Annotated in this window: 18 protein-coding genes; 7 read left to right on the forward strand and 11 right to left on the reverse strand. The window is 38.0% G+C overall.

What is annotated here, in order from left to right; all coding sequences use genetic code 11:
• The first annotated feature begins 296 nt into the window (after positions 1–296).
• Positions 297–1,130 (forward strand): UDP-2,3-diacylglucosamine diphosphatase, encoded by an 834-nt coding sequence (locus I6E72_RS14740; protein ID WP_024607766.1) that lies wholly within the window; start codon positions 297–299, stop codon positions 1,128–1,130.
• A 25-nt stretch (positions 1,131–1,155) separates the two neighbouring features.
• On the opposite strand, the gene I6E72_RS14745 is transcribed toward I6E72_RS14740, so the two are convergent.
• The 4 genes from I6E72_RS14745 to I6E72_RS14760 all read right to left on the reverse strand — a co-directional run bounded on the left by I6E72_RS14745 (position 1,156) and on the right by I6E72_RS14760 (position 7,287).
• Entirely contained in the window at positions 1,156–4,167 is a 3,012-nt protein-coding gene (locus I6E72_RS14745) for an ATP-binding protein (protein WP_033027746.1), read from the reverse strand.
• A 321-nt stretch (positions 4,168–4,488) separates the two neighbouring features.
• Positions 4,489–5,697 carry an ABC transporter permease gene (locus I6E72_RS14750; protein WP_008171197.1) on the reverse strand — a complete coding sequence of 403 codons (1,209 nt, stop codon included), beginning with the start codon at positions 5,695–5,697 and terminating at the stop codon, positions 4,489–4,491.
• Positions 5,690–6,478 carry an ABC transporter ATP-binding protein gene (locus I6E72_RS14755; protein WP_165735190.1) on the reverse strand — a complete coding sequence of 263 codons (789 nt, stop codon included), beginning with the start codon at positions 6,476–6,478 and terminating at the stop codon, positions 5,690–5,692. Before I6E72_RS14755 ends, I6E72_RS14750 begins: the two co-directional genes overlap by 8 nt.
• Positions 6,475–7,287, reverse strand: a complete 813-nt coding sequence (locus I6E72_RS14760; protein ID WP_024607764.1) for a DUF3025 domain-containing protein — start codon at positions 7,285–7,287, stop codon at positions 6,475–6,477. The genes I6E72_RS14755 and I6E72_RS14760 overlap by 4 nt, the downstream gene beginning before the upstream one ends.
• A 113-nt stretch (positions 7,288–7,400) precedes the next feature.
• Between I6E72_RS14760 and I6E72_RS14765 the strand changes: the two genes are divergently transcribed.
• Together I6E72_RS14765 and I6E72_RS14770 are read left to right on the forward strand one after the other, a co-directional pair.
• Entirely contained in the window at positions 7,401–9,026 is a 1,626-nt protein-coding gene (locus I6E72_RS14765) for a M28 family metallopeptidase (RefSeq protein WP_197112884.1), read from the forward strand.
• A gap of 160 nt (positions 9,027–9,186) precedes the next feature.
• Positions 9,187–10,362, forward strand: coding sequence for a putative manganese transporter (locus I6E72_RS14770; protein ID WP_197112885.1), 1,176 nt, complete (start codon positions 9,187–9,189; stop codon positions 10,360–10,362).
• 68 nt (positions 10,363–10,430) lie between these two features.
• Here the strand turns inward: I6E72_RS14770 and I6E72_RS14775 are convergent, their stop codons facing one another.
• From I6E72_RS14775 to seqA, 7 genes are all read right to left on the reverse strand, one after another.
• Positions 10,431–10,796, reverse strand: a complete 366-nt coding sequence (locus tag I6E72_RS14775; protein WP_024607762.1) for a DUF805 domain-containing protein — start codon at positions 10,794–10,796, stop codon at positions 10,431–10,433.
• Positions 10,797–10,945: 149 nt separating this feature from the next.
• Positions 10,946–12,529 (reverse strand): dihydrolipoyllysine-residue acetyltransferase, encoded by a 1,584-nt coding sequence (locus I6E72_RS14780; protein ID WP_197112886.1) that lies wholly within the window; start codon positions 12,527–12,529, stop codon positions 10,946–10,948.
• Positions 12,530–12,537: 8 nt separating this feature from the next.
• Entirely contained in the window at positions 12,538–13,515 is a 978-nt protein-coding gene (locus tag I6E72_RS14785; protein ID WP_008171214.1) for an alpha-ketoacid dehydrogenase subunit beta, read from the reverse strand.
• Positions 13,515–14,729, reverse strand: coding sequence for a thiamine pyrophosphate-dependent dehydrogenase E1 component subunit alpha (locus I6E72_RS14790; protein WP_197112887.1), 1,215 nt, complete (start codon positions 14,727–14,729; stop codon positions 13,515–13,517). Before I6E72_RS14790 ends, I6E72_RS14785 begins: the two co-directional genes overlap by 1 nt.
• Positions 14,730–14,994: 265 nt before the next feature.
• Positions 14,995–16,047, reverse strand: coding sequence for a succinylglutamate desuccinylase (gene astE / locus I6E72_RS14795; protein ID WP_197112888.1), 1,053 nt, complete (start codon positions 16,045–16,047; stop codon positions 14,995–14,997).
• Positions 16,048–16,168: 121 nt separating this feature from the next.
• Positions 16,169–17,806: a phosphoglucomutase (alpha-D-glucose-1,6-bisphosphate-dependent) gene (pgm, locus tag I6E72_RS14800; protein ID WP_007586850.1), complete on the reverse strand. Its 1,638-nt coding sequence runs from the start codon at positions 17,804–17,806 to the stop codon at positions 16,169–16,171.
• 9 nt (positions 17,807–17,815) lie between these two features.
• A complete protein-coding gene (gene seqA / locus I6E72_RS14805; protein ID WP_165721944.1) occupies positions 17,816–18,412 on the reverse strand; it encodes a replication initiation negative regulator SeqA in 597 nt (198 codons plus the stop codon).
• Between the two features lie 220 nt (positions 18,413–18,632).
• Here seqA and I6E72_RS14810 point away from each other — a divergent pair, with 220 nt between their 5' ends.
• The 4 genes from I6E72_RS14810 to fldA all read left to right on the forward strand — a co-directional run bounded on the left by I6E72_RS14810 (position 18,633) and on the right by fldA (position 20,540).
• Positions 18,633–19,400 (forward strand): alpha/beta fold hydrolase, encoded by a 768-nt coding sequence (locus I6E72_RS14810; protein WP_007586854.1) that lies wholly within the window; start codon positions 18,633–18,635, stop codon positions 19,398–19,400.
• Between the two features lie 95 nt (positions 19,401–19,495).
• Positions 19,496–19,717: a DUF2788 domain-containing protein gene (locus I6E72_RS14815; protein ID WP_002962930.1), complete on the forward strand. Its 222-nt coding sequence runs from the start codon at positions 19,496–19,498 to the stop codon at positions 19,715–19,717.
• A gap of 2 nt (positions 19,718–19,719) precedes the next feature.
• Positions 19,720–19,998 (forward strand): LexA regulated protein, encoded by a 279-nt coding sequence (gene ybfE, locus I6E72_RS14820; protein WP_002962928.1) that lies wholly within the window; start codon positions 19,720–19,722, stop codon positions 19,996–19,998.
• A gap of 14 nt (positions 19,999–20,012) precedes the next feature.
• Complete coding sequence (gene fldA, locus I6E72_RS14825) at positions 20,013–20,540, forward strand: flavodoxin FldA (protein WP_007586856.1); 528 nt, start codon at positions 20,013–20,015, stop codon at positions 20,538–20,540.
• Positions 20,541–20,719: the final 179 nt, after the last annotated feature.

The raw sequence follows: 20,719 nt of genomic DNA on the forward strand, positions 1-20,719 counted from the left end.
TATATATGACAGCAAACCTGTCCCTGCTATCGTTGAATGACACCTTGCAATACTGGAGGAGACCATATATGAACTCTGGATAATAAATCTATCTCGAGCAGCTATTTTCAGCGCTAACTGCGTTGAATTTACTTGCAATAGGCTCGCTATTGACGCGTAAATTCGCCTTGTTTTCACTGAAAATCTCTGGCTAGAGAAAATAAATTTAAATATCACCATGATTCAATACCTTAGTAAATCTCTTAACCAAAGTTCTGGTTATTTAACTATTACACTCGATACTTTAGGGAATGAAAATGAGTAATGGCGCAAACACTAAGAAGCAACACTACCCTGCTATTTGGATATCTGATGTTCATTTAGGTTACAAAGACTGTAAAGCAGATTACTTACTCGATTTTTTAAACTCGGTAGAATCCGACACACTTTATTTAGTGGGTGATATTATTGATTTATGGTCAATGAAACGTCAGTTTTATTGGCACCCTTCGCATTATCAAGTATTAAACTCTATACAAAAAAAAGCAGCTAGCGGTACACGCGTCATTTATATTCCCGGTAATCATGACGAAACGTTTAGAAACTATATAAATCAAACGTTATTTGGTATTGAAATCCACCAGCAGTTTATTCACACCACTAAAGCTAATAAACGTTTTTTACTCGTACACGGTGATGATTTTGATTCCGCGACACGCTATAACAAACTTATTAGTATCGCGGGTGATGCAGGGTACGACTTTTTATTATTTTTAAACCGCTGGACCAATCGTATTCGAAAGCTATTTGGTGGTAATTACTACTCGCTTGCATCATGGATAAAAGCTCGCGTACACAAAGCACGTGAAGCGATTAAAGCCTTCGAAGATGCCGCAATTCATGAAGCTAAAAAACAAAACGTAGACGGTATTATTTGTGGACACATTCATCATCCCAAAATAAAAGTAGATGACGGAATTATGTATTGTAACGATGGGGACTGGATTGAGAGTTGTACGGCGCTGGTAGAGCAGCAAGATGGAAAAATTGAATTACTACATTGGTCAGACACACAAACCGTACTCGATAGCGCCGACATAACAAAGTTAAATATATCAACGGATGCTAAACCAAAAGAATCAGCTGCATAAGCAGCTGATTCTCATTTAATCACGATTAACTTAGCCAGGTGATTAACTTATCTTTCAGCGTTCTTGGCTTGATTGGTTTAGTAATATAGTCGTTCATGCCTGCAGTTAAACAACGTTCTCTATCACCTTCCATCGCGCTTGCTGTCATAGCAATAATAGGTATGTAAGTGTAGTCTACCCCGGCCTTACTATTTCTGATTTCACTTGTTGTATCGTAGCCATTTAAATTAGGCATTTGGCAATCCATTAAAATAACATCAAAAGCTTGCTCTGTGTTTTCTCTCAATGCTTCTAATGCTTCTACACCGTCTGATGCACAGGTGATTTTTACTTTAGTGCGTTTTAAAATCGCCTTAGCAACTTCAATATTAATCATATTATCGTCTACTAATAATATATGATAAGCAGATAAGTCAGGCTCTACTTGTTCTTCTGTTAAGCCTTTTGGTGGCGCTATAATACAATCATTGCTGGCACCAAATAAGCTGGCTAACTTATAGCTAAATTGATCTTGGGTAAGCGGTTTATTTAGAATGTGGCTACCCTCAGGTAATATCATTTTAGTCGGTTTATCGGTCACCATGTCGCGTAAAATTAAGACGTACTTTTTATTAAACTGCTTACAGTAATCAATTAACGCATCAATTTGAGGATGCTCATCGTCAATCAATAATAAGTCAGCTTCAAACTCTTTATGCTCACTAAAGTAGTCGAGTCTTACAATGTTTTCTGCATTTACTTTACAGGTTAGTAGCAATAAATCGCACACGTTTTTATAAACGTTATCGCGCGCTATTAATGCCGCTACGTTAATACTTGTAGCAAGTTCAATACCTGTGTTTAGCTTTTTCTCTTGTGCTACATGTAGCTCAACTGTTGCGGTAAAGGTACTACCAGCACCCTTTTCACTTATAACCGTAATATTACCACCCATTAACTGAGCAAGTTTTTTACATATAGATAAGCCTAAGCCTGTACCACCAAAATGACGGGTTGTACTTGAATCTTCTTGTGTAAACACTTCAAATAGTTTGTCTATGTTCTCTGGCGCTATACCAATTCCGGTATCTTTTATTGTAAAGCTCATTAATAACTTTGAGTCGGTAATGTACTTAGAGCCGACAGTTAAACTTACTTCACCTCGGTGAGTAAATTTAAATGCATTATTAACTAAGTTAATTAAAATTTGTTTAAGTCGATGGCTGTCGCCAATAACCATTCTATCTACTACATCTTTTGTATCTAAAAACACTTCAAGACCTTTGCGCTGGCCCTGTAACGCTAAAGAGCTAATCATATCGCTACATACTGTAACAACATCAAATGTATGATTATCAATATCAAGCTTACCCGCTTCTATTTTAGAAAAATCGAGAATATCGTTAATCAAATTCATCAGAGAGTTAGCACTGCTATTAGCTAATTTTAAGTAATGGTATTGTTGTTCACTTAAGCCATCTTCTTTGAGCATTTCAAGCATACCCAAAACGCCATTCATCGGTGTGCGTATTTCGTGAGATATATTTGCTACAAAGTCACTTTTTGCTTGGCTCGCTGCTAATGCTTGATCAATTGCGCGCTCTAGCTCAACAGTCCTTTGTGATACTTTTAGCTCTAAAGTACTGTTTAAGCCTTCAAGCTCTGATTGAGTATTTTTTAATGAGCTAATATTTCTTAAAATAGCCGCTACCTGATAACGGTTATTGTAGACATCAAAAATACTACTGAGCGTAATTGAAAAGTATTGTTTGTTGCCATAACCATCTGTGTAGATAGCTTCAAAAGGCATTTTTGCTCCGTTTGAAATAGTCTCTTCTATACAGTTATTATCGGCTTCATTTAAGTTAAATAAAGAAACAAAGTCAGGGCTAGTGCCTGAGATTGAATTACCAAAAATTTCTTTAGCTGTATTATTAAAGTGAACAATTTCGCCGTTTTGCTCAATTGTAAAAATAGCATCCAGAGAATTTTCTATTACTTTATTGTTTTGCTCTTTTAGAGAATTAATTAACAACTTACGGTTTATAAAACGTTGGTATAAAAAGGCAATAACTAAAAATACGCTAAAAAATACTACTAGCATTGCAATAAAGTTTTGACGCCTTTCGTTCACCTTTGCAAACAACGTTTTAGTATCAACACTTACACCAAGCTCTAAAGGTAACATGGCAATATCACCATCAAGCGAAATACGCTTTTTTAACGTGTAAGCAATTGGGTAACTACTTAGCGGTAAAGTGCCTTGCTCTGCCATTGTGGTTGCAGTAGAAAATTCTTCAGTCCATGTTTGTGCTTTATTAAATTCAAAACCGAAGCGTAATTGAGGGTTTGGATGATATAAAAATTCACCTTCATTATTCATTAGGTAAATTTGTGTTCCTTGTGGAGATTCAACCGTTAAACTTTTTATTAATTTATCAGCAAAGTAGTTAGTGACTAATATTGCAAAAATTTTATTTTTTTCATCAAAAACAGGCTTAGCTACACGAAAAGTACTTATATAAGGTTCTTGTATCTGCCCATTTTCACGGTTGTAGTTAATAGGAGAAATATAAACACTTTTATTATCGAGCATACTCGCTTTTATCATGTAATCGCGTTGGCCTTTCTTTTGTAATTGCAGGCCTTGCAGTCGATTAATTTCTCCGAGTTGGTTTCTATCAACCCTGACAACTTCTTGTCCACCATCTGCGAGAATAATATAGCGAGCCTGAAGTATGCTGTCATCTGTGCGCATAAAACCACTAAAAATACTCGCTAAGCGTTCTTCCCAAACGTCAATGTGCGTGCCTAACAAGGGATCTATTTTCTTGTTTTCAGTGGCGCGAGTAATGCCTTTAATCGGGGGCGTTGCGTCTAAAAAGCGAATAGCGGTAACACTATCTTTAAGATGGTTTTTTAGTGAAAGGCTTTTTGTTTCAAGCTCACGTTTTAATTCTATTTGGGCTGAATTATAAACATCACTTCTTACTTTTTGGTCAAACAAATACAGAGATGGTAAAGCTATAAGAACAAATATTATTGTTGCAACGAGCATTAGTCTATTATTTTTTGTCACATTCAAAAAATTATTCTTTTTCAACATTTACCTTCACCATAAATTTTTATTGTTATTAGTATAGAGCATTAACGAAAGAATTGGACCATCTAACTAATCAGTTATCGTTATAATTTTTATAATAAAAAGACTAAATCATTAGTTTTATTTAGAGCGCACTCTCTATATGAATTATAAATGAATGCGCGTTCCCGTATTGACTCACGCAGCTTATAAAGTAGTTGTTTCAACCGATTATCCCTTTAAAATATAAAAGGTAGCCAATGCTACCTTTTATATTTTTAGAGTGCTAAATCTATATTATCTAAATAGTACATCTTCTCTGTTAAACCATTTAACGCAAAATGCCAGTAGACCAGCCGCAATGATTGCAGTAGCTAAAAATATTAAGCCCACAAATGTGTAATCAACAGTCCCTTTTACTATTTCTTTAATCGCTAAAGCCACGTTTGTAACAGGAATGAATGCTGTTTTAGCAGTAAGCTCCATATTTGGCATTATTGAAATAATAATAGGGAAAAATACACCCATGCTAAGCGGAGCCATGTAGTTTTGCGCTTCTTTAAACGTACGTGCATAAATAGATATAGCCAAAGCTAAGGCTGAGAATATAGCAGCCACAGGTAGTAGCAGTACAAATATCATCAGTAAATCGGTTACCGCTAATGTACTAAATGCCGCTTTAATAAAATCAAGATCAGCAAATGCTAACGCCAGTGCTATCCAGCAGCCCATACTCAAGACCGTTATGGTTGTGGAGGCAATGGATGTAGTTAACAAAGTTATAAATTTACCAAGCACCAGCTCTGTACGCGTAATAGGTGTAAGTAGGAGTGTTTCTAGTGTGCCGCGTTCTTTTTCGCCAGCGCCTAAATCAATAGCGGGATAAGTAGCCCCCATTAGTACTAATGGTATAAGTAAGTAAGGTAAAAACCCGCCAATTTTTTCGCCAAGGTTTTCACGTTTATCGGCTGTATCTACTTTAATGACTTCAATTGGGTTAAGAATGGATTTTTGAACAGACTCTTCAATACCAAAACTGATTAGCTTTTGAGTTTGCAGCACGTCACTGTATTCTTTTGCGAGCTCTTTGACGCGTTCGAATAAAAAGTTGATAGATTTTGAATCGTTAAATACAACCTGCCACTGACTTTGTTCACCATTATCTAGTGTTTGCTCAGCATGGCTTGGTAAATAAATACCCATATCAATATCGCCAGCTATAACGCCAGCTTTGAGCTCTTCAATGTTATTGAAGGTTTTAGCCCCTTTATAAAGCTCAAAACTTTTGTGATAAAACACTTTGTCAGTAAATTCTTGTGCGTATTCACCATTGATAATGGCATACGTATTTACTTTTTGTTCTGCGTCCATTGCTGCTTGTGAGCTTATAAATGCCATTACAGCAAACAATAACGGAAATATAGCGACAGGGAGCGCAACAACAAATAATAGCGTTTTTTTGTCGCGTAATAACTCTCTTAATTCCTTTTTAAATACCTCAAACATCATGTTTCTCCGTTAATATGTTCATAAACGCTTGATTAAGCTCATCACTATTACCTGCTTGTTTAAATTCATCTACTGTTCCGTCGAAGCAGCTAATACCTTCGTTAATTACAGCGACTCGGTCACATAAAAGTGCAACTTCATCTAAATGATGGGTAGAAAAAATAACAGGAGTACCTTGCGCCTTTAAACCCTTAATAAATTGAATAACGGTTTGCGTGGTCATTATATCCAGACCCGTTGTTGGCTCATCGAGCACCACTACTGCTGGGCGATGTACAACAGCACGAGCGATATTCGCTTTTTGTTTCATACCAGTTGATAGATTTTCAGCGCGTTTATCTACAAATTTATGCATATCAAGCAATGTAAATAGCTCATCACAACGCGTTGCTATATCGCTTTTGCTCATACCGTGAAGCTTTGCAAAATACTCTATGTTTTCTTTTACGGTTAAGCGGCCATACAAGCCGGTAGAACCTGATAAAAAACCGATAGACTTACGCCCTAATAACGGTTTTTTTACAATGTCGTTTCCAGCAATTGTTATTGAACCTTCATCGGGCTTTAATGCGGTTGATATCATTCTAAGTGTTGTTGTTTTACCTGCGCCATTGGGTCCTAGTAATCCAAGTACCTCACCCTTCGCGCAGCTAAAGCTTACGTCTCGTACTGAGTGAAAGTAATCTTTATCTTCACGAGGGTCGATGTCGTCTATTTTATTTTTTTTGTGATCTTTAGTTAGCTTAAATTTCTTTTTAAGCCCAGCAACTTCTATCATGTTCGTATCCTTCGTTTCGCTCTAAAATAATCTGTATTGTTGTAAAAAGAGTCGTCTTTGTTTTCGTCATGCCAGCCTGGCACACCTAATAAAGGCAGTGGTGAAAGCTGTTTGTTATCAGCTAAGCAGTTATCTGTATTAATCATCTCATAAAGGGCTTGGTCAAGGTACTGGTATTGAGTTACTAAATCTTTACAAAATATTTCATTAGGTACACAAACAAATAACGCTTTACCTGTTAAGCCTATATAAGGTTTAGTAAGCATTTCGTAATTTGCATGACCAAACATAAAAGGTTTTATTGTTTTACCCCACTCATGTTTGTGTTCAACAAATGCTGTTTTCCATTGATGATCGCAAAGCCACTGCTGCCATTTACTATCACTTATAGCTAATACAACACCACATTCATCAAAGAGCGTTAGCGCATTACGATGCTTAGTACGCTGTTGTAATCCATGTTCAGCTATATCTTGCACATGACGCTGGTTAATAAGTGCTTTGGTTTTAGGAAATAAACACCAAATAAAGCCACCAAATAAGTCATGCCAATTCTCACTGCGTGTAGGTACAACACCCGTCTCAAAAATAACTTGTTCGTAATAACGATCGCCAAAGTCTACCTTTGCATCATCTTTAAAAGTAATAGGAATATTATTCGCATTAATAGCGGTTAAAAATGGAGAAAACCACTGCGGCGCCGGCCAATCTGTTAGTTCGTTAACTTTAAACAGCTCACGTAAATGCGCAAATGCACCTGTTTCTAAACTACTGATTTGCCACTGCTCGGGGGGAGTAAAACGCTTCATTTAAACCTTTAACTATTTATGCCTATAATTTACGAGAAGTTTACCGCAAAAACTGGTTCTACTTAATAGAAGTTAATATACTAATCACAACTTAAAACAAAAAAAGAGCTGACATGAAACATTATTTCTCTCTCACACTCCTCGCCACTGCTGTTTTAGCAGGTTGCGCAACAACAAGTATTACACCTACTGATGTAACAAATGGTTATAACAGTATCCAAGCTGATGAACTGGCTAAACATGTAAAAGTACTTGCATCGGACGAATTTGGTGGTCGTGCTCCTTCATCACCAGGCGAAAAGCTAACGCTTGATTATTTAACTGCGCAGTTTAAAGCTTTAGGTTTAAAACCAGGTAATGGCGACAGTTACTTACAAGAAGTGCCATTAGTTTCTTTAGAAGCAGATTCGAACATGGTGCTTAGTATTGGTGGTAAAGACTACCAATACAAAAAAGACATGGTTATGGGTAGCAGCCGCATAAGCGCACAAGAAGGCATAGAAAATTCTGAACTTGTATTTGTGGGCTACGGCGTTAATGCACCTGAATACAATTGGAATGATTACGAAGGCTTAGACGTTAAGGGCAAAACGGTTGTAATGCTGGTTAACGATCCGGGTTTTGCAACAAAAGACCCTGCTTTATTTACTGGCGACGCAATGACCTATTATGGGCGTTGGACATACAAATACGAAGAAGCGAGTCGCCGTGGTGCCGCAGGTGCAATTATCATTCATGAAACAGCACCTGCATCTTACCCGTGGTCGGTTGTTGAAAACTCGTGGAGCGGCGAGCAGTTTGGTTTTCAAAAAGAAAACAACAATATGGACCGTGTAGCTGTTGAAGGCTGGGTTACAACTGACGTAGCAAAAGAGCTCTTTACTAAAGCAGGTTTAGATTTTGATACCGTTAAAACGAATGCTGCTAAAGGTGCTTACCATGTTGATATGGGCGATTTAACTGCTTCTGTTAGTATTAAAAACACGATTAAAAAATCGGTGTCGTATAACTTTATCGCTACGTTACCAGGAAGCGAGCAACCAGATGAGCATGTTATTTACTCGGCTCATTGGGATCACTTAGGTACAGACAAAACACGTAAAGGTGATCAAATTTATAACGGTGCTCACGACAATGCAACGGGTACCGCTGGGCTAATTGAAGTTGCCGAAGCCTTTACTAAATTACCAAAGCACCCTAGCCGCTCAATGACATTTTTAGCGGTAACTGCTGAAGAGCAAGGCTTATTAGGTTCTAAATACTATGCGGCAAATCCAGTGATTGCAGGGAATAAAACAGTCGCTAACATAAACATGGATAGCTTAAATTTATTAGGCAAAGTAAAAGACATGAATGTGGTTGGTATTGGTAAATCACAAATAGATGAGTTTTTAGAAACTGCGGCTAAAGAGCAAGGCAGAACAATATCAGGCGATCCTAAACCATCATCGGGTGGCTATTACCGCTCTGATCACTTTGCATTTGCAAACATGGGCATTCCGGCTATGTACGCAGGTGGCGGCACAGTGGCTGCTGATGAAGAAACGGCTAATTACCGTAAACGTATGAGTTTAGTACTTCGCGGTTGTTACCATCAACCATGTGACCGTTACCGTGATGAATGGGATTTATCGGGTGCTGTTCAAGACTTACAATTATTTTATAAAGTAGGTTTTGATATTTCTGAAACAGATCAGTGGCCAACGTGGAATACAAACTCTGAATTTCAGCGTAAGTAGCCCAATTTAATCACAGCCTTTAATTCAAATTTAAACTAACTTAGATTTGGCTATCGAAAAACTCAAACAGAGTAATCGATTTAAATAGATGCAAATGGTATTGATTATCATTTAATTGGAATATACAGTGTGACCTAGTTAATTTATTAGGTCGCATTGTATGATTTCACTCCCTCACATTGGTTTTATTACTCCTGCCTCAAAACGATTTTTGAGCCAAAATAAACGCTTACTGCTGCCTTTATTTATTTTAACTTGCCTCGCAATACCGCAATTACGCGAAATAACAATGACCGCACTGAGTGATGCATTTTTTCAAGTGAGTGTGTTTGTTGCTGCTACCCTTTTAATTTATTACTACGCTATAGAACACTTACCTCAATTAGAGCTTAGTTATTTAAGTGCCAAGTCCCCTATTTTAGAAATTAGCTTTGCAGCGGTTTTAGGTGCATTACCTGGCTGTGGTGGCGCTATTATTGTGGTTACTCAATATACAAAAGGCCAAGCAAGCTTTGGTGCTATTGTTGCTGTGCTAACAGCTACAATGGGAGATGCAGCATTTTTATTACTTGCTACCCGCCCTACTGAAGGCTTGTTAATTATGGGAATAGGGTTAGTTGTGGGTACATTCAGTGGTTTACTGGTTAATACGATACACAAAAAAGACTTTTTACGCCCAACAGCGCAAGAACAAAAGCACCAAATTAAAATACTCTCAACTAACATTATTAAAATCAGTAAACCGGTTTGGATGGTAGCAATTATCCCAAGCCTTATAATTGCATTTTTGATTGCCTTTAATGTTGATTTTTCACAGTTTGGTGCAAGCACAAGTACTTTAATTACGCTATTTGGTGCATTAATGGCTTTATTTATTGTGAGTATTTGGGCACTTTCGTCAAGAGGTGAAAGCTATCAAGAAGTAACGTCAGAAGACGATGCATGTAACCCCCCTTCTAAAATAATAAAAGTATTACAAGATACCCATTTTGTAACGGCATGGGTTGTAGCCTCTTTTATGCTATTTGAGATTTTGGTTAACATTGCAGGTCTTGATTTAAAAACGTGGTTTGTACATTACGCCTATTTGGCCCCATTAATTGCAGTGCTTATTGGATTTTTACCCGGCTGTGGTCCGCAAATAATTGTTACAACGCTTTATATTCAAGGCATTATTCCCTTTAGTGCTTTAGCAGGAAACGCAATTTCTAACGATGGTGATGCGTTATTTCCAGCAATAGCAATGGCGCCCAAAGCTGCAGTTATAGCTACACTTTATACGTCTATTCCCGCATTAATAGTTGGTTATGGGTTGTATTTTTTTGTTGAAATTTAAAAAATGAGATTTAAAAAACACAAAAGCTCAGCAATTGCTGAGCTTTTAACATGTTAAGTTATTCTTACTTATACAGTTGCTGGTTCTGCTGCTAATTCTTTAGGATTTGGACCAAAATCGTTTTCACCTTCGTGCGAATCTTGCGCAAGAAAAACAATTAAAACTATCCAGCCAATGATTGGTATTAACCAAAGCAACTGCCACCAGCCTGAACGGCCTGTGTCATGTAAACGACGAGCGCCAATACTTAAGCCAGGAATAAATAGCGCTAAGCTATAAATAGAGCTTACGAACATTGTGTTTGTAATACCATCTATAACACTTGTTAAAAGCGAAAAAATAATATTAATTAGCATAAACATCCAAAATGCTTTACGACGATTACGGCCTGAAAAATCTGCGTAGCTACGCAACGCGTTCATATAATGTTCCATGAAATTTCCTTAGTGTTATTTTTTATATTCCCTAACGGGGTTAATCTAATTACTTTTTAGTAACATTTGTATCTTAATTAAAAACAGCTGACATTAAAACAAAAAACCAGCTAAAAGCTGGTTTTTATTAAATATTAACAATTTAGCTATTAACTCATAGCCATCATCATTGCCGATGGGTTTTCTAAGTACGATTTCCATAGGTTATTAAAGCGAGCAATAGTGCCCCCATCAATAACGCGATGATCGCCAGACCAGCTCACTTGCATAATAGCTTTACTCACAACCTGCCCACTTTCATCAAAACGCGGTAGATGCTGCAGTTTACCTAGCGCAACAATAGCCACTTCTGGTTTATTAATTATAGGGGTCGCAATAGTGCCGCCAATAGCTCCAATGTTAGAGATGCTAATTGTCCCACCTTTTAAATCATCGGGTGCAACACGGCCTTCTCGCGCTGAATGAGTTAAACGGGTTAAATCATTTGCCACATCAACAATGCTCTTACTCTGGCACGATTTAATATTAGGCACTAACAAGCCAATTTTAGAATCAACCGCTATACCGATATTATGATCGTTATAATAGGTAAGCTCTGAGCATTCATCGTTCACTTTAGAATTAAGTACAGGGTACTCTTTCATTGCTAGCGAGAGTGCTTTTACAAAAAATGGCATCATGGTGAGCTTAACGCCTTGTGCTTTGTACTGCTCTTTTAAAGCGCTACGCAAAGCTATAAGCTGTGTTAAGTCTATTTCATCACTAAACGTAAAGTGCGGAATAGTTGAAACCGAAGCTACCATTTGCTTGGCCATGGCCGCTTTAATGCCTTTAATTTGCTCTACTCGTACGCCACCGCTTTGATTCTGTGTTTGGTTTTGTACTGCACTTTGAGAAGCATCGCTATTAAGCGGTGAAGTATCAATAGTATTTGGCACTTCGCCTTTTACAAACTCTTCAATATCTTGCTTGTAAATACGTCCATTTTTACCACTACCTGGTACACAGGTTAAATCAACATCTAGTTCACGTGCTTTACGACGAACCGCAGGTGATGCAACCGCTTTTTGATTGATAACTTTAGCAGCTTGCTGCGTTTTAACAGGGGCAACTTTTTCAGCGACGGCATTAGTTTGAGCCTTTACGACCGCTTGGTTTATATCAACACTTGGTTTTGCTGCACTGCCTGCAATTGTCATTTGAAACAACGGGCTATGTACTTTTGCTATTTCGCCTTTTTGGTAATATAGTTTTTTTACTGTGCCTGTATATTTTGCCGGAATTTGTACTAATGCTTTGTCGGTCATTACGTCACAAACCGCTTGGTCTTCTTCTATTTCGTCGCCTTCAGCAACTAACCAATCAACAATCTCACACTCAACAATACCTTCACCAATATCCGGTAATATAAAGTCCTCAACCACATCAGCTGCATCATTAGTTTTATTTTCAGCTTGTACTGGCTCTTGTACTACTTCATTGCTAATGCTTTCACCTGCTACATCCATAGCGAATAAAGGGGCATGTACTTTAGCAATCTCACCTTTTAGATAATATAGCTTTGAAATAACGCCATCATGCACTGCCGGAATTTGTACTAATGCTTTGTCTGTCATAACATCGCAAATTGGCTGATCCTCAGATACGGTATCGCCTTCTTGTACTAGCCATTCAACTACTTCGCATTCAACAATGCCTTCACCAATATCGGGTAATATAAAATCTTTAGCCATGGTAACCCCTAAAAATCCATTGATTGTTTAATTGCAGCCAACACTTTTAGTGCATCTGGTACGTATTCTTTTTCAAGTGCCAGCGGGTATGGCGTATCTAGACCACATACACGTAAAATTGGCGACTCTAAATGCAAGAAACACTCTTGTTGTATTGTCGCGGCTATCTCTGCACCAAAGCCATTGGTTATAGGCGCTTCATGACTCACGATTAAACGGCCGGTTTTAATAACCGATTTAGCAATCGTTTCAACATCCCATGGTAAAATACTACGAAGGTCAATAACTTCACAGCTTATACCTTGCTCACTTGCTTGCTTTGCTGCATCTTCAATAATCTCCATTTGAGCACCCCACGCTAAAAGCGTAATATCAGCCCCCTCTTGCACTACTTCAGCCGTGCCTAATTCAATACTATAATCTTCTTCTGGCACTTCGCCAATTGATGCACGATATAAACGCTTAGGCTCAAAAAATATGACCGGGTTATCGTCTTTAATTGATGCACGTAATAAACCTTTAGCTTGATAAGGGTTACGCGGTACAACTACTTTCAAACCCGGTGTGTGTGCAAAATAGGCTTCGGGTGATTGTGAATGGTATAAACCACCAGCAATACCGCCACCATAAGGTGTACGAATAGTTAAGTTACCGACATTAAATTCATTACCACTGCGATAACGAAATTTAGCGGCTTCATTTACTATTTGATCAAACGCTGGGAAAATATAATCAGCAAATTGAATTTCTGCCAATGCAGGCGCACCAAAAGCAGCTAAACCATTAGCAAAACCTAAAATACCTTGCTCGGTTAAAGGCGTATTAAAAACACGATGTTTACCATACTTTTCTTGTAAGCCCGATGTTGCTCTAAATACACCACCAAAGTAACCAACATCTTCACCAAAAATACAGGCTTGAGGGTGTTCATTCATCGTAATATCGAGAGCAGAGTTAATTGCGTGGAGCATGTTCATTTTAGCCATTACTTAATTCTCCCTGCGGTTACTGGGTAAGCATCTGGATGCTGTTTTATATGTTCTTTTAGTTGCTCGTACTGGCGTTGCAATAATGGAATTGGTGTATCGTAAACGTCTGATACCAGCTCTTCTAAAGCGGGCTTTGCAACAACTTCAGCACGTTTAAGCGCTGCTAAAATTTCTTCACGAATCAACTCTTTTGCTTTTATATCGTCTTCTTCGTTTAACCAGTCTTGCTTGACCAGCCATTTTCTAAATTTATCAATAGGACACGTTTGATGATTCGCTTCTTCATCTTTAGAGCGATAACCACTTGGATCGTCTGACGTAGAGTGCGCACCCAAACGATAAGCAATCGATTCAATAAGTACAGGTTCACCTTGTGTTGAGGCTATTTCGCGTGCTTTTTTAGTTGCCGCATAAACAGCAAGTGCATCTGTGCCATCAACACGAATTGTTTTAATGCCATAACCCACACCACGCGAGGCAATACCATCGCCTTTAAATTGCTCATCAGCAGGGGTTGATATTGCATAGCCGTTATTACGTGCAAAAAATATAACCGGCGCTCTGTGAACAGCGGCCATATTTAAACCGGCATGAAAGTCACCTTCAGATGCAGCACCTTCACCAAAGTAACAAATAGTCACATTATCAATTGTGCTGGCAAGCTCGCCTGTTTTAACGTCGATGTGCTTTATTTTTTGGCCATATGCATAACCCGTTGCCTGTGGTATTTGCGTACCCAATGGCGATGAAATCGTCATGTAGTTTAGCGCTTTAGAACCATAGTGAATTGGCATTTGACGGCCTTTGCCTAAATCCAATTCATTTGAAAACATTTGGTTCATAAAATGATCAAGCGTAAAGCCACGATAATGCAGGGCTGCCTGTTCACGATATTGAGCCATGATCATATCGTCTTGATCAAGTGCAGCAGCAGAGGCTGTAACTGCGGCTTCTTCGCCTAGGCATTGCATATAAAAACTAACACGGCCTTGGCGCTGCGCGCCTTGCATACGTTCATCTAACAAACGTATAAAACGCATTGTTTCATATAACTTAATAGCGGTATGTTTTGAAATGTCAGGTGCGGTTGCACTAGGATGAATGTCGCCGTCCTCAGTTAAAATACTAAGGGTTGGAATATTAAGCGCTTGACCATCAATAAATTCAAGCTCGTGGTTAATATTCAGCGATACGTTATTTGGATTACTCATAACCTACCTTCTTTTGTTGTCGGTAAAACAGTGCCCCTTTAAATTATTATTGTGGGTGATTGTTGCTGGTTAAACTTTGCAACATCTGCACTATCTTTAATTAAAGCTACCAACACTTTACGTTAACGTAAAGTGTTATTCAACAGATCTAGGACGAAACAAAAGCAAATACTGGTTAAATAAGTGGCAAGTTAACGATACGGTTACTTTAATTTATAGTAATCATATAGTTAACTTTAAGTTAATAGTGGTCTGATGAGTTAAATTAGACGAAATTGCTATCAATATCCATTGGAATAACAGTAAGGAGTGCTCTTTGCCCTAATGCTACGCTCGCATTTGGAAAAATAATAGCCTCTCCTTCAACGTCAGCGTAAATCGCTGTATCACCATCGGTTGCAAGTAGTTCACCTTTCGCAAAGCCAGTAAAGTTCTCGGCATCGTCAGAAAAAGGAAAACTAAAATCGTTCTGCGTTCTATTAATTGTGCGATGGACAGCAAATAATTCAAAATCGTTTGCATTAAATTCAGGATATTTAACTTCATTTTGACTAATTAATGCAGTTAAGGTTTGCTTTGTTTTTTCAAAGCGAGCCATATCGTTTTGACCAAATGGCTTAACTTGACCCAGCTCTACCGTAAAAGAATCAGCACCGTGTATAAATGACGAATAATAGCTAAATGTTGTTGCAGGAGATTTCATCATAAGCACGGTATTTACACCACAACTCAATAAAAATTGTAGCTGCGACTTTTTCCATGGCTTACCATGTAAAAATGGATACACAGCAAATTTTTCGTTTTTAGAGCCTCTAATTGCAGTGTGCAAGTCGTAATGACATCGGCTACTGCCTTGCTCGCCACGTGTATAAAAATCGCTTACGTATCGCTCAAGCTTTGCAGCGCGGTTTCGCTCATTATTCATTGGTACACCTTCAACTGTATGGTGACCATTAAATAATCTATTTAAGTTTTCTTCTACAAAACGCAGGCCAATATTAATTGATTGTGGATTACCGTAAATAAACAAAACACGCTGCTTAAGTATCAGCTCGCCTTTTATAATTTGTTTAATAAGCGCATCACAAATTTCAATTGGCGCAGTTTCATTACCGTGTACAGCGCTTGAATAAACTACATCTTTTGACGTTGTAACAGCAGGTTGAAACTCAATGACTCCGGTATCGTGTATATTTACACGAGTCCCATTATCTAAAACAAACTCACCTGCATCTAAATGCCATTCGTTGTCACGACTAAGCGTTAAAAAATCGCCAGTGTGTTTTAATTCATTTAAGTAAGATGGATTGGCTGACATATAATAAGCCCTTTAAAAATAATGTGAGAGTAGACTCTTATGCATATATTTTTATAAATACACAAGGTATAGAAACGAAAACGGCTGAATAAATCAGCCGTTTTAAAATTATTAGATTAAGTTAGCTTATAACTGAATCTACAAGCTTTTTAGCTTCTTTTTCAAGTAACGCTAAATGCTCTTCACCTTTAAATGATTCAAGGTATATTTTATAAATATCTTCAGTACCTGATGGACGCGCTGCAAACCAGCCATTTTCAGTAACCACTTTTAAACCACCAATGGCGGCATCGTTACCTGGTGCATGAGTCAATTTTTGCAAAATAGGCTCGCCAGCAAGTGTATCTGCTTTAACATCAGAAGCACTCAATGCTTTTAAACGTGATTTTTGACCGCTTGTGGCTGGTGCATCTAGGCGTTTATAAATTGGAGAACCAAACTCTTGTTCTAATTCTTTATAAAGCGCTGATGGCGTTTTACCTGTCACAGCAAGTATTTCTGCAGCGAGTAGACCCATAATGAAGCCGTCTTTATCTGTACACCATACAGAGCCATCAAAACGTAAAAATGCAGCGCCAGCGCTCTCTTCGCCGCCAAAGGCAAGCTTGCCTTTGCTTAAGCCTTCAACAAACCATTTAAAGCCTACTGGTACTTCTTTAACCTTACGGTTGTTACGAGCAGCTACTTTGTCGATCATAGAGCTAGAAACCAATGTTTTACCAATTTCTACGGTTTCATTCCAATCACGGTGTTTAAGTAAGTAATCGATTGCCACTGCTAAAAAGTGGTTTGGATTCATCAAACCATCTGGCGTTACAATACCGTGACGATCGTAGTCAGGGTCGTTACCAATAGACACATCAAAATCATCTTTTAGTGCAATAAGATTTGCCATTGAATAAGGTGATGAACAATCCATACGAATTTTGCCGTCTTTATCAAGTGGCATAAAAGCAAAACGTGGATCAACAACATCATTAACTACGGTTAAATCTAAATTATATTTTTTTGCAATGACTGGCCAAAAATTAATACCTGAACCACCTAGTGGATCGATACCAATTTTGATACCTGCATCGCTAATTGCTTTTAAATTAACGATATTTGCTAAGTCATCAATATAAGGAGTCATTAAATCTTCGTAGCGGATAAAGCCAGAACGCGATGCTTTAGCGAATGGGAACAACTCAACTTCAACTAAATCTTCTAGTAAAAGTTGATTAGCTCTGTCTTCAATCCATTTAGTGACGTCGGTATCAGCTGGCCCGCCATTAGGTGGGTTGTATTTAAAGCCACCATCTTCAGGAGGGTTATGCGAAGGCGTAACAACAATCCCGTCTGCTAATTCATTTGGGTGTAGCTTATTGTGGCTCACTATGGCATGGCTGATAACTGGCGTTGGTGTAAAATCACCGTCTTCTTGCGTTATCACTTGCACTTCGTTAGCAACTAATACTTCAATAGCCGAGTTAAATGCGGCTTCACTCAATGCGTGTGTGTCTTTGCCTAAAAATAACGGACCAAATATGTCATTTTGTTTTCTGTAATCACAAATAGCCTGAGTAATCGCTAAAATGTGTGACTCGTTAAATTTAACATCGTAAGAACAACCACGGTGCCCTGAGGTACCAAAGGCAACACAATGCTCTGGATTTTGTTCAAGATCAGGTTCATTTAAGTAATACGCAGATACTAATTTAGGTACGTTAACCAGTGCCGATTGTGGAGCAGTTTTGCCTGCGCCTGAGTGAATAGCCATTATATTTCCTTACAGGTAATCGCGAATTTTTTCAGCTTGCTCTGCACTATATCCAAGGCAAAGAGCAACTTCATGAAGCATCATTTTTTTACGCGTTGTATTAGAATTAGTCATAACCCAATATTCACTATCGGTTATGTTTTTAGGATTCATACTACTACCGCTATTTACTAAAGCTTCTTTACTAGTAGCAAAGTAAACACGGTCACGCCCTTTTATGTCTAATACCGCAGAAAAATCAGTTTTATGTGTGCGGTAAAATGCACTTAAAATAAACAAAAAGCGTCCAACAACACCTTTTTGCATTGCCAGCTCTTCTTTATTTAATACATTAAAAACATTATCGCTTTTTTGCTTCACGAGTGCATGAGCTACAGGCGTTTGTTTTTTTGAAGTCTCAGCAGCAGATGGCTCTGAGCTTTTTAATGTGGCGGTAGACGTAGTCGCAGTTTGATTATTTTGAGTTAGTTCTACGTTTGCGGTTTGAATTTTTTCGCCGCTCAGATTTAATAAACGACGTAAAATAGTGGATGCACTTTCACCAATACTTTGCGTATTGCTTGCAATATATTGATATAACTCGTCGTCTATGTCGATTTGTTTCATGTTCTTCCTGTCATTACGGGTCACATTTTTTTCTCCCGTGTGATTATACCCAAACCAATCAGAAATGCGAGTTACAACAAGCACTCCCGTAAACATATTAATATTTACCTCATTGTTGTTGATTTAACAAACAAAAGCCCAATTTAATAAATAGTCGCTGTATTTTTTGCTTTTTAGAGCAATGCTCGGCAAACTATGGCGAAATTTTCAGGAGGCGAGTATGCAGTTAAATTACAAGCAACAAGGGCAAGGTCCTAATGTTATTTTGATACATGGGCTTTTTGGATCATTAGAAAACCTAAATGTAATAGCAAAACCATTAAGTGAACACTTTACTGTTATTAACGTTGATTTACGTAACCACGGGCTTTCTCCTCATAGTGATGAAATGAACTACCCGGCAATGGCACAAGATATTGTTGAGTTATTAGCACATTTGAACATAGATAAAGCACATTTAGTTGGGCACTCTATGGGTGGTAAAGTGGCAATGGAATTAGCGCTTACACATCCTGAACTTGTAAATAAGCTTGTTGTACTTGATATAGCACCTGTTAGTTACCCTGCTCGGCACACAAAAATATTACAGGCATTAAAAGCGGTTTCAGCACAATCAATTGACGATAGAAAACAAGCTGATGCTCTAATGCAGCCTTACATAGAAGAACTGGGAGTTCGACAGTTTCTACTTAAAAGCCTCGCTAAAAATGAGGAAGGTCATTTTGCATGGCGATTTAATTTAAATGTGCTTGACGAAAAATATTCTACAATTACATCCAATGTTAATGAAAACAATTCTTGTTTATGCGATACTCTTTTCATTAAAGGTAATGATTCTGACTATATTTTGCCCGAGCATCGTACTGCAATTAAAGCCCGCTTTAAAAATACCAAGGCTAAAATAATTCATGGCGCAGGCCATTGGCTTCATGCTCAAAAGCCACTTGCCGTAAATAAAGCGATAAACGACTTTTTAACTGCGGTTTAAAGCAATTTTAATCGCGTGTTTTTGATTTTGCGCACTAAATATATGAATAATTATATGCTATAGTACGCGCCGTTTAATTTAAAGGTTATACGTTGATGGTCAGTCAGTTAATTAACGAATTTGATACCCTAGGGTTGTATTTTGGCTTAGCCGGTATTTTCATATTCATCGGCATGGCAATTAAAGACGTACTAAAAAGTGGCAATGTGCCTAAGTTCGGACAATACATTGTCTGGGGTGTGCTCTTTTTAGGTTGTTCAGGCTTTATTGCTAAAGGTCTTATTCAAGTATTTTGGCAAGGCGCAGGTGTAGGTTAAGCATGGCGAAGTCAGAAACAGATAGAACTACACTCGATTTATTTGAATACGAAAAACGCCCAGGCAGACCTAAAACCAATCCCCTTTCACGGGATATGCAGTTAAAGGTAAATAAACGTAATCAAATAAAAAGAGATAAAGCACGTGGCTTAAAGCGTGTTGAATTTAAAGTTTCATCGCAGTTATATCAAGCATTGAGTGATATGGCAGATGCACAAAATATTAGCCGCAGTGCGCTGATTGAAACGATTTTACAAGAAAGATTGGCTATTGATACATAAAAGGTTTTAAATCCATGGCAAGTGTAGGCATTTTTTTCGGAAGTGACACAGGTAACACAGAACACGTAGCAAAAATGATCCAAAAAGAATTGGGTAAAAAGCTAGTGGCTGTTCATGATATTGCAAAAAGCTCTAAAGAAGAGATTGCTGAATTTGATTTAATCTTATTCGGTATCCCTACTTGGTACTACGGCGAAGCACAATGTGACTGGGATGACTTTTTTCCAGAACTTGAAGAAGTAGACTTTGAAGGTAAACTTGTTGCTATTTTTGGTTGTGGAGACCAAGAAGATTACGCTGAGTACTTTTTAGATGCGATGGGCATGATCAACGATATCGTTACTGAACGTGGCGCTATTGTTGTTGGTCATTGGCCGAGCGAAAGCTATGACTTTGAAGCATCTAAAGGCATGGCTGATGATAAGCATTTTGTAGGTTTGGGTATCGACGAAGACCGTCAACCAGAGCTTACAGAACAACGTGTTAAAGCATGGTCTGCTCAAGTATATGAAGAGATGTGTTTAAGTGAATTAGCTGACTAATTTACTGCATATATCGCTAGCTGTTTAAATAATTATCAAACAGTTAGCGTTTTAAGCTTTAGTGGCAATATAAATCAATTGTTCTTTGCACTTAACGCTTAGGCACGTTATCCTGTTTGTTGCTAATGTGTCGTGTACATCTTTGCAAGATGTCTAGTATAACCAAATAAAATTGAGAC

The sequence above is a fragment of the Pseudoalteromonas sp. NSLLW24 genome (assembly GCF_015864725.1).
In the GTDB taxonomy this organism is placed as follows: Bacteria; Pseudomonadota; Gammaproteobacteria; order Enterobacterales; family Alteromonadaceae; genus Pseudoalteromonas; species Pseudoalteromonas arctica.